General features: G+C 47.7%; 11 protein-coding genes. 7 read left to right on the plus strand and 4 right to left on the minus strand.

What is annotated here, in order from left to right:
* Positions 1 to 49 precede the first annotated feature (49 nt).
* A complete protein-coding gene (locus tag Enr17x_RS03835) occupies positions 50 to 1,597 on the plus strand; it encodes a PfkB family carbohydrate kinase (RefSeq protein WP_145306033.1) in 1,548 nt (515 codons plus the stop codon).
* Positions 1,594 to 2,661, plus strand: a complete 1,068-nt coding sequence (gene waaF / locus Enr17x_RS03840) for a lipopolysaccharide heptosyltransferase II (RefSeq protein ID WP_145306035.1) — start codon at positions 1,594 to 1,596, stop codon at positions 2,659 to 2,661. Before Enr17x_RS03835 ends, waaF begins: the two co-directional genes overlap by 4 nt.
* 7 nt (positions 2,662 to 2,668) lie before the next feature.
* On the opposite strand, the gene Enr17x_RS03845 is transcribed toward waaF, so the two are convergent.
* Both Enr17x_RS03845 and Enr17x_RS03850 read right to left on the minus strand, forming a co-directional pair.
* The gene (locus tag Enr17x_RS03845) at positions 2,669 to 3,931 is read right to left on the minus strand and encodes a glycosyltransferase family 87 protein (protein ID WP_145306037.1); all 1,263 of its coding nucleotides are present in this window, start codon (positions 3,929 to 3,931) and stop codon (positions 2,669 to 2,671) included.
* A 107-nt stretch (positions 3,932 to 4,038) separates the two neighbouring features.
* On the minus strand, positions 4,039 to 4,791 hold the full coding sequence (locus Enr17x_RS03850; RefSeq protein ID WP_145306039.1) for a BUD32 family EKC/KEOPS complex subunit: 753 nt from the start codon (positions 4,789 to 4,791) through the stop codon (positions 4,039 to 4,041).
* 217 nt (positions 4,792 to 5,008) lie between these two features.
* On the opposite strand from Enr17x_RS03850, the gene Enr17x_RS03855 reads away from it, so the two are divergent.
* Together Enr17x_RS03855 and Enr17x_RS03860 are read left to right on the plus strand one after the other, a co-directional pair.
* Entirely contained in the window at positions 5,009 to 5,767 is a 759-nt protein-coding gene (locus tag Enr17x_RS03855; protein WP_145306041.1) for a glycosyltransferase family 2 protein, read from the plus strand.
* 7 nt (positions 5,768 to 5,774) lie between these two features.
* On the plus strand, positions 5,775 to 6,596 hold the full coding sequence (locus Enr17x_RS03860; protein WP_145306043.1) for a glycosyltransferase family 2 protein: 822 nt from the start codon (positions 5,775 to 5,777) through the stop codon (positions 6,594 to 6,596).
* A gap of 28 nt (positions 6,597 to 6,624) precedes the next feature.
* Here the strand turns inward: Enr17x_RS03860 and Enr17x_RS03865 are convergent, their stop codons facing one another.
* On the minus strand, positions 6,625 to 8,418 hold the full coding sequence (locus Enr17x_RS03865; protein WP_145306045.1) for an arylsulfatase: 1,794 nt from the start codon (positions 8,416 to 8,418) through the stop codon (positions 6,625 to 6,627).
* Positions 8,419 to 8,761: 343 nt separating this feature from the next.
* Between Enr17x_RS03865 and ychF the strand changes: the two genes are divergently transcribed.
* From ychF to hisB, 3 genes are all read left to right on the plus strand, one after another.
* Positions 8,762 to 9,853 (plus strand): redox-regulated ATPase YchF, encoded by a 1,092-nt coding sequence (gene ychF, locus Enr17x_RS03870; RefSeq protein ID WP_145306062.1) that lies wholly within the window; start codon positions 8,762 to 8,764, stop codon positions 9,851 to 9,853.
* 178 nt (positions 9,854 to 10,031) lie between these two features.
* Entirely contained in the window at positions 10,032 to 11,096 is a 1,065-nt protein-coding gene (hisC, locus tag Enr17x_RS03875) for a histidinol-phosphate transaminase (protein ID WP_145306064.1), read from the plus strand.
* 193 nt (positions 11,097 to 11,289) lie between these two features.
* Entirely contained in the window at positions 11,290 to 11,877 is a 588-nt protein-coding gene (gene hisB, locus Enr17x_RS03880) for an imidazoleglycerol-phosphate dehydratase HisB (protein ID WP_145306066.1), read from the plus strand.
* A gap of 744 nt (positions 11,878 to 12,621) precedes the next feature.
* Here the strand turns inward: hisB and Enr17x_RS03885 are convergent.
* A complete protein-coding gene (locus Enr17x_RS03885) occupies positions 12,622 to 13,299 on the minus strand; it encodes a hypothetical protein (RefSeq protein ID WP_198000955.1) in 678 nt (225 codons plus the stop codon).
* Positions 13,300 to 13,473 lie beyond the last annotated feature (174 nt).

Here is a 13,473-nt window from a genome sequence, read left to right on the forward strand (position 1 = left end):
ATCACATTAACTGAACTGGATTTATAACAACATCTGAAACGCCCGATTTATGTCCTACCATTTAATCAACACAATTCAAAAATTAGGTCATCCCAAAATTCTGGTACTGGGTGATTTGATTCTGGACCGATATACCTGGGGAAACGCAGAAAGGATCAGTCAGGAAGCGCCAGTGATTCTGTTGCGAGAAGATACTCAAGAGGTTCGGTTGGGAGGGGCAGCGAATGTTGCCAACATGCTAATCGGGCTTGAAACGGAAGTCACAATGGCAGGGGTGACCGGCACCGATATGGATGGAGCCGTCGTCAGAGATGCGCTCGTTGAGAAAGGCATTGATTGCACAGCGATCGTTGCTGATGCCAGCCGCCCGACTACTGTCAAACAAAGGTTTATGGGGCGCGCTCAACAGAGACACCCACATCAGATTCTTCGTGTGGATCGCGAAGTGAATACACCCCTTGATCAGATAACAATGGATACATTACTCAATATCATTTTGCCAATGATTCCAGAGCATCAGGCCATCTTGGTTAGCGATTATGCGAAAGGAGTTTGCACTCCCCAAATCTTAGCCACAGTCTTGGAAGAAGCGAAACGAGTTGGAGTTCCCGTGATCGTTGATCCTTGCCCCGGTCGTGAATACCAGATTTATTCTGGTGCGACGGCGATTACCCCCAATCGACTGGAAACATCGCGGGCCGTTGGCTTTGAAGTGAAATCAAAAGACGATGCATTTCGCGCTGGCAAAAAATTATGTCATGACCTGAATCTGGAGTATGTGTTTGTCACACTTGACAGTGATGGTATTGCGTTAATCCAGTCAGATGGTACTACGGAACTTTTACCGACACGTAAGCGCGAAGTATATGACATTACTGGTGCTGGTGACATGGTGCTGGCTACGATTGGTGTCGGGAGTGCAGCAGGAATTGCTCCTGCAGATCTGGCGCGTCTGGCAAATGTAGCCGGTGGTCTGGAAGTAGAACAGATAGGTGTCGTCACAATCAGTCGTGAGGAGATGCTGGCCGACCTCCTGATGGGATCGCGAGTCACAAGCGAAAAAATACTGCCATTGGAAGAATTGCAGCGGCATGTAAAAGCCCGTCAAAAGCTAGGGCAGAAAGTTGTGCTCACGAATGGGTGTTTTGACGTCATGCATGTCGGACATGTTTCCTATCTGGAGCAGGCAGCCGCAGAAGGAGATTGCCTGATCGTTGCCGTCAATAGTGACGACAGTGTCCGAACCTTAAATAAAGGTCCCGATCGTCCAATTTTTGGTCAGACACATAGAGCATCGATGTTAGCCGCTTTAGAAGGTATCGATTACGTTGTGATTTTTGATGAAACAACCCCATGTGAGCTACTTCAGGAACTCAAACCAGATTTACTGGTCAAAGGGGGGACGTACGAAAAAGAAGAAATCGTTGGCTGGGAGATAGTTGAAACTTATGGCGGCGAAGTCAAAGCCCTTGGTATCACTCCTGGTATTTCTACAACTCAGGTTCTTGGAATCATTCGTAAGAATCATCAGGAAACTGAGTCTGCTAGGCCTTTATCCAATTCTCCCATCGAGCCTCCGAAGCGAAAAGCCGGATGAAAATTGCAGTGTTTTTACCAAATTGGATAGGTGATGCTGTGATGGCGACACCAGCTCTGAAGGCGATTCGTCAACAGTTTCCTGATGCGGAAATTGTGACGATTCAGAGGCCTTATGTCGCTGATGCCTTAGACGGTTTAGACTTGGTTGATCGTACAATTTCCCTACAAAATGGTCAAAAACTAATCTCCCGATTAGGACTATTACAGCAGCTCAGACGTGAGCGATTTGATCTATCGATTCTCTTTCCCAATTCATTTCGCAGTGCCTGGCTCTCGTTTTTAGCAGGGATTCCACGGCGGGTCGGGATTAATCGCGACGGGCGTCGTTGGTTATTAACCGATGCACTTCCAGCCGGGGATAAGCAGACTCCTCATCCTGCGATCGACGAATATCTGCGTATTGCCACCTTTTTGGTTGAAGAAGATCAAGCTAATGCGAGAGTCTCTTTGCCACTATCGCGAACGATGGAACTGGCAGTGACCGATGCAGATCGGCAACGTTGGAAATCGTTTCTGGACAAACAGTCTACCGATTTTAAGAGTCGACCTTTGGTCTGTTTGAATCCAGGTGGTGCATTCGGAGGTGCCAAGCATTGGCCCGTCGCTCATTTTGGGGAACTGGCTGAGCGAATTGCAAACGAATTAGGTCGGTCGGTGTTAGTCGTTTGTGGCCCAGCCGAAAAAAACGAGGCCCTGCAGATTGTCGAGCAGGCCAATCATCCGTTGGTGACATCTCTAGCAGCGGAACCACTACATTTAGGACTGACAAAAGCAGCGATTCAACAGGCCGAGTTACTGGTCACAACCGATTCCGGTCCACGGCATTTTGCGGCTCCATTTCAGGTACCCGTTGTGACTCTGTTTGGTCCCACTCATATTTTGTGGAGTGAGACATTTTATGATCGTAGTCTGCATTTGCAGCTGGATCTGGACTGCGGGCCTTGTCAGCAACGGGTGTGTCCTTTAGGGCATCATCGTTGTATGAAAGATCTCCGTTCAGACCAAGTCTTTCGGGCGGTCCTTTCTCTCTTGGATCAGCAGCAGAACAAAAAAGCGGCCTGAAGCTAACTCAGGCAGCCCAGGGAGACCCCTGATGCTGTAAAATGTCTCTGTGTTTGATTTCTTGAGCCGTCAAACTTTGATCTGCATGACTCTCAATATAAACAATCTGCCAGGCCATGAGTGGAATGATTCCCAACGGCAAAATGGCAGGAGACCATGAGGCTACTGGCAAGAGCAGTCGTTCGACACCTCCTGTACCCAGGGGGATCAGCATGAGCCAGGCGATCGCCGCTAATGATGGATAGCAGCGTTCCTTAAAGCTGACGATGAGCGCCCAACTTGCAATTGGGGCGGCAAGCAGAAATGTCAGCCTTTCAGTTCCAGGGCCAGCCAGCAATTGCCAGCAAACCCAAGTCGTGAGTACGCCTGTAAAATAGGTATTGTTAGAATGCGTGATTTGAACGAGTCTTAGACACCATACTAAAGCCAGACCAGCTAATCCCAATTGTAGTATGGTATAAACGCGATCATCCACATACGTTCCAAAGTGTTTGGCGATTGTGTAGGCATCACGCAATCCTGCTTGTCTAAGGGTTCTATAAGGTCCCGTGAGTAACGCATACCAGTCCTGGTATTGTTGAAGCACAACAGGTAAAGGGCGTGTTAAAAAGGGAGGTATGACTAGAATCGCGCCAGCGGCAGCAAATCGCACTCCGAGCTGTCTGGGAAAACGAGCCATTAACAGTAATGCCAGAGCGGCAGGCCAAAGCTTTATATGGACAGCAGCAGCAAGCAGGAAAGCGGCTGCCCACCAACGTTCTTTTTTCAGAGAGACAACCGCAAACACTGCTAATGCGAAAACCAGAGAATTGCTTTGAGCCGACCAGATGGCCCGTGCGCAACCTGCCAGACTAAGCATCAGGAAACAGGCCTCCTGGAACTTCGTCCAATCCCCCGGGAAAATTTCATTGACTAATATTCGCAGCGCAAAAACCAGCAAAGCGATATTCAGTGCCGACCAGAGAATACCACCCAAGGTGGCCGGGAGCATGGCGAATGGAGAAAAAGCCAGTGCAAAGGTCGGGCTGTATCGAAAGCCCGTACTTTGGGATTCATTATCGTACAGACTGCGATCGGCCCACCAGTTAATTGAAGAATCAGCAAAGCAGGGGTATACCGATTTTTTCTCTGGCTGGACAACAAATTTCACGCTTACAGCGATCCACAGTACCACCCAAAGAATCAAGGCTCGTTTAAGCCAGAGAGCGCCAGATGCTTCTTCGACCTGAGGTGATTTGGAAAACAGCGGATTCTGTGCGAATGAACTCATGTCAGGCCTGAGGAAAGTTTGTCCTATAGGGAAAGACGAAAGAGGGTTGGAAAAGGAAACTCACAAAGGGTGTTTTTATTTCTTTTAGGCAATAGGAGCAAGATCAATCATTCGGTGACAGCAGTCCCTTGGGTTGATTTCAGTAACTGTTGTTTCAGTTTCCGAAAAACCAGCTTTCTTTGTTTTCGAGAGATTGAAGTTACTGCAGACCGTATACAAATGATTTGAAGTGAAATCGGCAGCGGGACTTGTTCATGAATTGGTTGAATGGCCAGACGATCCAGCATATAAACAATGGCATCGAGTGAGGACAGGCAAGTACGGATTCCAACAGGATCAATGAGCCAGAGAGTTGGTTTGGGCTGAACTTGACTGGCTGGTTTGACGACCACATTTTCCAGTTTTAAATCGCGATGTCGTAAATGAGACAATGCGATTTTCCGAACAATGTTTCCTAATTCTCTGGCAATCAAACATCGTTCGGCGTGTGAGTTATCTGCGCCAGATTTTATTAGATCAAAAGCGGTAGTCCCTTCGATAAATGGCATCTCCAACTGGAAAAACTCACCGGAACGATAAACGGGAGTCACCGGTTGTGGTGTGTTAATGCCTGCTGTCAATAATTTCCAGGCACCGGTAAGCTGACGTTGAGGCTGGGACTGTCTGAAAAGTGATTTCCAGCGGAGTTTCCAAGAGATCGGCCAGCGTTTCAGGGTTGTCAAGCCACGTCCGGAAATATCAATCAGCCATACGGAACGTAAGTCTTCTTCTTTAAGACAGCGAATTGTCGTATAAGTGGCACTGTCATTGAACAATTTGAAGCGAGTATCTTCTTCGCAATGAAAATCAGACAATTTCACCGGGGCTTTTCATGATTTTGTCAATTGCCCTTTTCGGAACGGCAGAATCCTGCCAAACTCTTGGCAATCTTTATGGAAAAAGGGCAGTGGATCATAATAGTATGCATCAATCAAGTATCCTCTTTTAACAGGATCGCGCGCGGTTGACAATCTTGAATATTGTTCGACTTTCCTGTTAGGTGCAGCGAATTCAGAAGGTAGTATAAAAGTCAACTCTATGTCGTTATCGATTATTGTCATTGTCAAGAACGAAGAATCATCCATCCGGGATTGCCTGGCATCGGTGGTCTGGGCGGATGAAATCATAGTATTAGATTCCGGCAGCACTGATCAGACAGTTGAGATTTGTAAAGAATATACAGGCAAAGTCTATCAGACAGACTGGCCTGGTTTCGGGCCGCAGAAAAACAGGGCTCTCGAATACGCTACCAAAGAGTGGGTGCTTTCCATCGATGCGGACGAGCGAATTTCGTACGATCTGCAAACGGAAATCAAACGTGTGATCCAGATGCCGAAGCGGTATGATGCCTATTCCATGCCGCGGCGTTCGAATTACTGTGGTCGCTACATGAAGCATAGTGGCTGGTGGCCGGATCGTGTGGTGCGATTGTTTCGAAGAGGGAAAGCATATTTCAGTGATGATCTGGTTCACGAACGAATCATCGTGGAAGGCAAAACCGGAAAATTAAAAGAACCGATCATTCATGAGTCGTTATTGACCATCGAACAGGTCTTAAACACGATGAATTCATACTCAACCGCCGGTGCAAAAATGATGGCCGAAGAGTATCAGTCAGCAGGTTTGAGTAAAGCGATTCTGCATGGTTTGTGGACGTTTCTCCGAACCTATTTCTTTCGTGCCGGTTTTCTGGATGGCAAGGAAGGATTTATGCTGGCGGTATCGAATGCCGAAGGAACGTATTATCGGTATTTGAAACTGATGGTCATCAATCGCGAGAATCAGAAAGAAGTCTAATCGATTCATGGCCGGACTCGCTGTCATTATTACGACTTACAACTGGCCGACTGCATTGGAAGTCGTGCTGGCAGGCTATCTCTCGCAACAGCGTCCTCCCGATGAGTTGATTATTGCCGACGATGGATCAACAGAGGAAACGCGAACCGTCATTGATACATTTCGAGATCAGGCACCGTTTCCCGTTAAGCATGTCTGGCATGCAGATGAAGGGTTTCGTGCAGGAGCCATTCGGAATCGGGCAATCCAGAATTCGGAAGCAGAGTATATTGTCTTCACCGACGGCGATTGCATTCCCGCACCCTGGTTTCTCCAGCAGCATCTGCGACTGGCCGAGCATGGCTGGTTTCTCTCAGGCAATCGAGTATTACTATCTCAGAAATTTTCGCAGGAAGTACTTCAGGAAAAGGTCCCCATTCATACCTGGAATCGAATACATTGGTTTCAGGCCCGCCGTCGCAAACAGATTAACCGGCTGCTGCCGCTATTCAAAATTCCCTTGGGACGCTGGTATCGGCGACGTCTGGCGAAAGCATGGGAAGGCGCCAAAACATGTAACCTGTCTGTCTGGAAAGAGGATCTTTTGTCCGTCAATGGGTTTGATGAAGATTACACTGGTTGGGGCATGGAGGATTCTGATTTAGTCCTGCGGTTGATTCGAAATGGCGTTTATCATCAGGATGCCCGGTTTGCTGCGCCCGTGTTTCATTTATGGCATCCGGAAAATTCGCGTGATCAACTGGAAGAAAATCAACGCCGGCTACAGCAGTTGATACAGTCCGAACGCATTCAGGCCCGAGTGGGGATCGAACAGGCTTCCTTAGGGTGAAGCGGTTCAAAGAAGCCGATTCTCCAGACTATTCTTTCCGAAAAATTTCAACAAAGAAAGCACCGCGCGAAACGCCGTTTCCTTCATCGAGCCAGGTCTGCAGTTTTTTCTGACCTTTCGTCAGCTCAACCGTGAAAGTTGTCGACAGGTCTCCCTCTGCTACCTTTTGTTCCTGTTTCTGATCACCGATTTGAATACGGGCGACCCCTTTCTTCAGTGGGTGGTGTGCTGATTCCGGGCGAGAGCGAAGTGTAATTTCATAGGTGCCCGGCTGTGTCACATCAATGATCCAGAAGCCATTGGCAATCAGATTTTTGGCGATCAACTTGTGGTTCCACGGCACTTGTTCGATGGGTGCGTGCCAGTCGTGGCAGGTCAGATGTGCAGGGTTTTCAGCCTGCGCGCCAAGACCAATTGCTACGTAGCGATTGAACTGCGGAGTAAGACTGTCCCACCATTTCTCATATTCAGCAGTCAGGTATTTGACAACGCCGGGGTACTCGGCTGCGACATTTTTGATTTGTCCCGGATCTGCCTGAATGTCATAAAGTTCTTTCTCATTAACCAGTCGCCAGCGATCGGTCATGACGGATGATTTTCGCCATTTTTCGGGCGTTTCAATTCGCTGAGAGTGCACGATCAATGTACGTTTTCGCAGCTCTTCTTTTTTCCCATTTAGAATTGGAACCAGACTGGTGCCGTCCAGTTTTAATTCACTGGAAACAGTCAGGTTACATAGTTCTGCCAGTGTAGGGAGCAAATCAATGTGGGCCGTTAACTGGTTGATGTCCCGTCCCCCAGTGAGCTTTCCTGCAGGCCAATGAATATAACAGGGAACGCGATGGCCTCCGTCATATTCTGATCCTTTGGTCCCCCGCATGCCTGCGTTATACCCGGGCCAGTTATCAATTTTTACTGGCTTTCCTTTGGCGAGTCGGCGTTGTTGTTTTTTGGAGAGGTCGTTTTTCTTAGGACGTTGCACGCCGGCGGCGGTGCCATTGTCGGTCATGAAGATCAGGATCGTATTCTCTTCGAGGCCCGATTCCTTTAAATGTTGCAATAACCGTCCCATGTTTTCGTCGATGTTAGTAATCATCCCATAAAAGGGCGCCATATTCCCGGTCACGTTTTGGGCAGCGTAAGGATCGCTGTATTTTTTATCTACCAGATAAGGGCCATGTGGCGCATTAGTTGAGATGTAAGCAAAAAAGGGTTTTGATTTGTCTTCTTCGATAAACTTCCACGCTTCATCAAACCAGATATCCGTACAATAACCCTGAAACTTTTCTGGTTTACCCGAGCGGAGATAGGTATCGTCAAAGTAATCGTTTTGCCAGTCATCGGGAGTTTGTCCTACGCCGCCGCCCCCATGTTGCACAACGGTCTCAAAGCCCTGGTCCTGGGGTCGCAATGGATAATTATCGCCCAGATGCCATTTTCCAAAGAGACCGGTCCGGTAACCGTTGCTTTTAAAAATTTCTGCCAGTGTGACTTCGTTGGTATCCATCAGGGAACGTCCCATAATGGTATGCCAGACACCCGTTCGAGTTGAGTACCGTCCTGTCATCAATGCAGACCGAGTCGGGGCACAGGTTGGATCAACATGAAAATTCGTTAACCGCAAACTCTTTTGATAGAGACGATCCAGATTAGGCGTTTTGATGACCCTGTTACCATGTGCGGCGATATCTCCATACCCCTGGTCGTCAGTAATGACCAGAATAATATTCGGTTTCGCAGCAGACTTGGTGTCTGCGTAAGATTCTGGTGAGGTGACCAGAAAAATCAAGAGGAAAGTCATAAGGTACAAAATGGATCGCATAACCTGCTCGTCGTAGTGTTTAGGGCTTTGGAGTGATTCAGATATAAATCGATTTTTGCATAAATATCCAAATTCCAGTTTAACTGGCCACCTCAGGGAAAGGTAGCAATATTTTAACATGTCTTAGATTTATACCTCTGTTCCAGGGGCGGGGTTCGTTGAACATGCCTTCTATTCCGTATAATCGGAAAGAAAAAGCAGGGAGAACGGGAGTTTCGATCAATTCCTTTTGATTCCTGACTACGCTATGATGAACCGGAATCAGGGGGGAGCCTCCCCGGAAAAAGTTCATGTTACACAGGGCTCTCATTACATCACCATTTTTTAATTACTGAAAAGAGCTATGGAAGCTGGTATTGTTGGCCTGCCAAATGTAGGTAAATCGACGTTATTTAATGCCTTAACCGCGGCAGGAATTGCTAGTGAAAACTATCCCTTCTGTACGATTGAACCCAATGTGGGAATTGTCAACGTACCAGATCCAAGGCTGGATATTATTCATGATTATATTCCGACGGACAAAGTCATCCCGGCCATTTTAAGGCTGGTGGACATTGCCGGTATTGTCCGTGGCGCATCGGAAGGGGAAGGGCTGGGGAACAAATTTCTCTCCCATATTCGCAATGTCGATGCCATCCTGCATGTGGTTCGTTGTTTTGAAGACAGCGATGTGATCCACGTCGAAGGCAAAGTCGATCCGATCAGTGATATTGAAACGATTGATATTGAGTTAATGCTGGCAGACATGCAGACTGTTGAGTCTGCGAAAGTCAAAGCCGCCAAAACAGCCCGGTCAGGAAATGCAGAAGCGAAGTCACGGTTGGTTGTGCTTGAGGCGTGTGCGGAAAGATTGTCACAGGAACAACCTCTGCGCGGGCTGACGTTTGATAATCCAGACCAGCAGAAAATTTTCAAAGGGTATCAGTTTCTGACAGCCAAGCCGGTCCTGTATCTGGCAAATGTCGATGAAGATGATGTTCTCGGCGAGGGGGAACTGGTGCAACGGGTCCGGGAACGTGCCGCTCAAGAAGGGGGAGATGTGGTTCCAGTCTGCGGTCGACTGGAAGCTGAGATCGCCGAACTGGATGAAGCCGATCGCAAGGAAATGCTCGAGAGCGTTGGACTGGAAGAACCGGCACTGGCCGTTGTCGCCCGTGCAGCATACCACACCCTCGGGTTGCAGAGTTATTTTACGGCCGGCAAAATCGAAATCCGTGCCTGGACCATCCCTATCGGGGCGACTGGCCCTCAAGCCGCGGGAGTCATTCACTCTGATTTTGAACGTGGATTTATTCGCGCAGAAATTTATTCGGTAGCTGACCTGGAAGAATATAAGTCCGAAAAAGCGATCCGAGAAGCCGGCAAACTTCGCGTCGAAGGGAAAGAATATATTATGAAGGACGGCGATATCTGTCACTTCCTGTTTAATGTCTAAGGCAAGTGGTAGACGCTACGTTTGCAGGGGTTTTCCTGTAGTTCGAAATTTTATAAACGAACTTCACTTTTTTCGAGAACTCTTGTCTGGATTAACTTGTCTTGTTTCAGGTTCTTATCGGGAATTCCGATGAATACTCAGACGGGCCAACTTTTTTGCTTTTATAGAGATCAACAATATGAGTCTGTTTCGTACTCAAGTTCAACAGATGGAAGGTTATACTCCAGGCGAGCAGCCTCAGGAATCTGGCTGGGTCAAACTCAATACAAATGAGAATGCCTACCCTCCCTCGCCGTATGTGAAAGAGGCAGTACAGAAGGCCCTCGAAGGGCGTTTGAATATTTATCCCGATCCGCTTGCGACAGAATTTCGAAAAGTCGCATCCGAATTGTTTCAGGTCGATCCGGACTGGATTCTGCCCGGCAATGGCAGTGATGAAATTTTAACGATCCTGATGCGGACGTTTGTGGAACCGAATGAAATGGTTTCTGCGCCTTATCCCAGTTACACATTGTATGAAACTCTGGCAGAAATTCAGGGAGCCCGTTTTCAGAAAATCCAACTTCAGCCAGACTGGAACTGGCCTGTTGCTGATGCATTGGAAGTTGCAGCCAGGAGTAAAATTCTGTTTGTACCCAATCCGAATGCACCTTCCGGAAATCGCTGGCCCGATGAAGATCTTCTGGCATTGATTCCCACGGAGGGAGTTCTGGTGCTGGATGAAGCCTACGGTGATTTTTGTGACAGACCACACCGGTGTGAACTGTTGAAAGCCGGCTTCGGTGAAAAGATTGTGGTCACTCGAACTTTGAGTAAATCATACAGTCTGGCAGGCATTCGCTTCGGCTTTGCCGTCGCGCATCCCGAACTGATTCGCGGCATGCGAAAGGTCAAAGACAGTTATAACTGCAACACACTTTCTCTGGCAGCTGCAACCGCGGCACTCAAAGATCAGGACTGGATGCAGGCCAATACGAATCGGATTCGAACGACGCGCCATCAGCTGATTGAACAACTTAGAGATCTCGGATTTGAAGCAGTCGACAGTCAGACGAATTTTGTCTGGTGTACTCACCCCGATGGCGAACATGAACGTCGCTATCAGGAATTGAAACGTCGCAAAATTCTGGTGCGCTATATGAAGTTTTCACTGGAAGAGGGTGTTCTGGACGGACTCAGAATCACTGTTGGGACTGACGAAGAGATCGAGCAGGTCGTTGATGCCTTACGCGAGATCGGCTGAATCATTGTTACATCGGGTATAGCTTGCCTTTAGCTCAGGTCAGGTTAAAACGGTTATACAATTCACACCGGCAACCACCATGGTAATTCGAACCAAGTCCCCCGGCATTGCTGATGCATTTTTGAGAATCAATAACCGGGCTGTAAGATTACAGAACTGAAACCTTTATTCTTTAACACATGAGTCCCCTGAGATGAGTCGCAAAGCCTCTATTAAACGTGAGACCGCCGAAACACAGATCGAATTAACTTTGGAACTGGACGGCAGTGGCAAATCGGATATCCAGACAGGCGTTGGTTTCTTCGATCATATGCTCACGTTGTTGGCGCGGCATGCCTTGTTTGATTTAACAATCAAAGCCAACGGAGATCTCGATGTGGATTACCATCACACGGTAGAAGATGTCGGAATCTGTCTGGGGAAAACACTCAACGAAGCGCTGGGTGATAAACAGGGGATAACCCGCTACGGTTCCATGACCATTCCGATGGAAGAAACACTCGTCACAACGGCTCTCGATTTAAGCGGCCGCTCCTGGTTCATTTTCAAGGTCGATTTTCCGACTGAAAAAGTGGGACAGTTCGATACCGAACTGGTGCGCGAATTCTGGCAGGCGTTCTCTTCGAATGGATTATTGAACTTGCATCAGGTATTGCACCACGGCGCGAATAGCCATCATATTGCCGAAGGTTTATTCAAAGGTACCGCGCGTGCTTTGAGGCAGGCTGTCTCGATTGATCCTCGCCAACAGGGAGTCCCTTCTTCCAAGGGTGTTCTGTAATCAACCAGGCGTTGATTTGCTGTCAGCAAAAAGTAATACGCGATCGTTGATGGGTATGACTTTCAGAACTCATTCAGAAACGCAAGTGTCAACGTTCGGTAATCTATCCCGATCGAAAAAAACGAATTTTATTTTCGTGCGCTTTTTCTTCTCATCTATGTTGACTCTTTGTGAAGAAAAGTTACCCTGAGAATTAGGTTTGGTTTGTCACAGAGATCGAATCCGTTTTCAGTGAAAACACATTTCGGTCTCAAAAAACATTCCACCTGAGTGAACTTATTTTACTGCCATTCCGACTCGGACTGTTTCCAGTCAACACCTATAATAGGCATTAAAGTCTGACGAGTTTGATCTTTCGAGAACAACTTTAACACAGGCAGAGATGCTTCAGCCACAAACCGCATTTTGATTGAATGACTTATCAGTATTTGACTTTTTTGTCATATATTTACGATCAGTTTCTATCTGTTTTTGCGGTTTTGTAGCTAAGTCCCAGGTGATGCTGGATTGCATTCCAGGCGGGATTGATAAAGTCAGATAAGGGAACTCCCGGAAAAAAACCGCTTGTGTCAATACGGATGACAACTTGGGTTATTTTGACTGCCGAATATATTGGCCTATAAGTGTCAGCGGCAGCCTAGGACTTGATGGCTCTATACGGATTTTGAGAAAGTTGGTTGGTAGTCAAATCTATTGTGATTGAAGCTCACAATTAATCTTTTCGGGAGTTTCCTTTTTTCTTTTCTAAGCCGCTGCCTGATCTTGGGCCGCGATTTCATACAGCAGCGCGTTTTTCTCTTTTCCCACCAGAGTAATCGCACCCGTGTTCCGCAGGCAGTAGGCCATCTTCTGTGCCAGCCAGCGTTGAACGCCGGCTGCTTCTGCCAGATGTTTGGTATGAAAGGGAGTAGGAAGTTTTCCCGGAATCAGATTTAGCAGGTCTGCCGCCGTATTGAGTTCAATCTGTTCTTCCACTGAACGTAATACCCGGTCCTCGACCCGATAATCTTTTCCCCTCCAGCGACGTGGCTTGCGGGCGATCCGATGTTCTTCCTGAATCGTCAGTGCTACCTCCAGCGTCAGCCGTGGATGCGGAAACACGTTTGTAAAATGAACCAGATCATCAAACAGATCAAACACGGATCCCCGGCTAGGGCTGAAACGAGCCGAGATCGGTTCGCCATTTTTTTTCTTTCGCTTGACCAGATACTTTCGTATCGGAATCGGCTTCACGACATGCACGTCATGTTCTTTCAGCAGACATCTGACTTTATCCCGAATCGCTCCCAGTGAGCCATGCTGAATTTCGATCAGGCGATCACCGTCGACGGCATCAATGCGGTAGGAACCCAGAGTGATTTCCTCACAATCTGCATTCGGTGCATAATACGATTTCAATTGACGATGCAGAGAGGTTTCCATACCAGGTGCATGTTCTGGTTAATGTGAGGTTGTCTGTGTAAGAAGTGTGATGCGGGACGCATGTTACGGCAGAGCCAAATATGTGTCTATACGAATCTGAAACGCAAACAGGCTGCTCACCAGATCGAGTGAGCAGCCTGAACATAGTAGATAGATTGACTTGCGTCCGTCGTA

It is taken from the genome of Gimesia fumaroli (genome assembly GCF_007754425.1).
GTDB lineage: Bacteria > Planctomycetota > Planctomycetia > Planctomycetales > Planctomycetaceae > Gimesia > Gimesia fumaroli.

What these genes read in the sequence shown, in the direction of transcription:
- Enr17x_RS03835 (WP_145306033.1), top strand. Translation starts at nt 50, where the DNA reads ATGTCCTACCATTTAATCAACACAATTCAAAAATTAGGTCATCCCAAA.
- waaF (WP_145306035.1), top strand. Translation starts at nt 1,594, where the DNA reads ATGAAAATTGCAGTGTTTTTACCAAATTGGATAGGTGATGCTGTGATG.
- Enr17x_RS03845 (WP_145306037.1), bottom strand. Translation starts at nt 3,931, where the DNA reads ATGAGTTCATTCGCACAGAATCCGCTGTTTTCCAAATCACCTCAGGTC.
- Enr17x_RS03855 (WP_145306041.1), top strand. Translation starts at nt 5,009, where the DNA reads ATGTCGTTATCGATTATTGTCATTGTCAAGAACGAAGAATCATCCATC.
- Enr17x_RS03860 (WP_145306043.1), top strand. Translation starts at nt 5,775, where the DNA reads ATGGCCGGACTCGCTGTCATTATTACGACTTACAACTGGCCGACTGCA.
- Enr17x_RS03865 (WP_145306045.1), bottom strand. Translation starts at nt 8,418, where the DNA reads ATGCGATCCATTTTGTACCTTATGACTTTCCTCTTGATTTTTCTGGTC.
- ychF (WP_145306062.1), top strand. Translation starts at nt 8,762, where the DNA reads ATGGAAGCTGGTATTGTTGGCCTGCCAAATGTAGGTAAATCGACGTTA.
- hisC (WP_145306064.1), top strand. Translation starts at nt 10,032, where the DNA reads ATGAGTCTGTTTCGTACTCAAGTTCAACAGATGGAAGGTTATACTCCA.
- hisB (WP_145306066.1), top strand. Translation starts at nt 11,290, where the DNA reads ATGAGTCGCAAAGCCTCTATTAAACGTGAGACCGCCGAAACACAGATC.
- Enr17x_RS03885 (WP_198000955.1), bottom strand. Translation starts at nt 13,299, where the DNA reads ATGGAAACCTCTCTGCATCGTCAATTGAAATCGTATTATGCACCGAAT.